This is a genomic window from Streptomyces sp. MS191, from assembly GCF_008042125.1.
GTDB lineage: Bacteria > Actinomycetota > Actinomycetes > Streptomycetales > Streptomycetaceae > Streptomyces.
The window spans coordinates 1-998 of record NZ_RDBI01000012.1; the positions used below are offsets into that span (position 1 = coordinate 1).

Annotated in this window: 1 protein-coding gene and 1 pseudogene; one reads left to right on the forward strand and one right to left on the reverse strand. The window is 76.5% G+C overall.

Features of this window, described 5'->3' with window-relative positions:
• Nucleotides 1-784 (forward strand): ArsR/SmtB family transcription factor (locus tag EAO71_RS01845; protein ID WP_147976001.1); only part of this gene is annotated, 784 nt, incomplete at its 5' end.
• Between the two features lie 25 nt (nt 785-809).
• Here the strand turns inward: EAO71_RS01845 and EAO71_RS01850 are convergent.
• Nucleotides 810-998, reverse strand: a pseudogene (locus tag EAO71_RS01850) (alpha/beta hydrolase); the annotation flags it as partial.

Sequence of the window (998 nt, forward strand, 5' to 3'; positions counted from 1 at the left end):
CGCCCCCACGCTCAGGAAGACGCTCGCCGGGTCGGTGGCGTGCAGCGCGACCAGCGCGTCGGTCACCTCCTCGGCGCCGGCCGCCCGCGTCCGGACCGACCTGGCCATGCTCGGCGCCGAACGCACCACCCCGCGCCCCGCCCGGCTCCGGCTGCTCGCGGAGGCCCCGGAAGCGGCCCTGGAGAAGGTCGCCGCCGAGATCGAGTGCTACTGGGAACTCGCCCTCGCCCCCTACTGGGCCCGCATCAGAGGGCTCCTCGAAGCCGACGTCTTCCACCGCGCCCGGCAGGTCGCCGAGCACGGCTCGGCACGCGTCCTGAGCGAACTCCACGAGACCGTGCGGTGGGACGACGGCACCCTCCACCTCGTCCGCCGGCACTGCGCCCTGACCCGCGACGAAGCCGGCTCGGGGCTGCTGCTCGTCCCCTCGGTCTTCGCCTGGCCCCGGGTGATGACCCGCTCCGTACCGCCCGAGCCACCCCAACTCGCCTACCCGGCACGCGGTATCGGCGGCCTCTGGGAGCCGCGGCCCACCACCGCCACCGAAGCGGTCGCCGCCGTCCTCGGCCGCTCCCGCGCCCTGCTCCTCGCCGAACTCGACACCCCCGCCTCGACGACCCGGCTCGCCGAGCGGTGCGGCCTGTCCGCCCCCGGCGTCTCCCAGCACCTCATCGCCCTGCGCAACGCCGGCCTCGTCACGGCCCACCGCAGCGGCCGGTCCGTCCTCTACGCCCGCACGTCCGTCGCCGACGCCCTGCTCACCCCCACCGGAGAACCCGCGTGACCCTCCCTCCGCACACCGACGGGMCACCGTGGCCGCGCTGGTCGACGGCGACGACGCGGTGGCCGGCGGAGTGCAGGAGGCGCGCGGTCGTGTCCCACTCGCCGGCGTGCCCGGCGAGGCCGTGCAGCAGGACGACGGTGTGACCGGGCCGCCCGGGGCCGCCCCAGTCCCGGCAGGAGAGCCGTACCCCGTCGCGCGTGACCGTGTGCGTGGT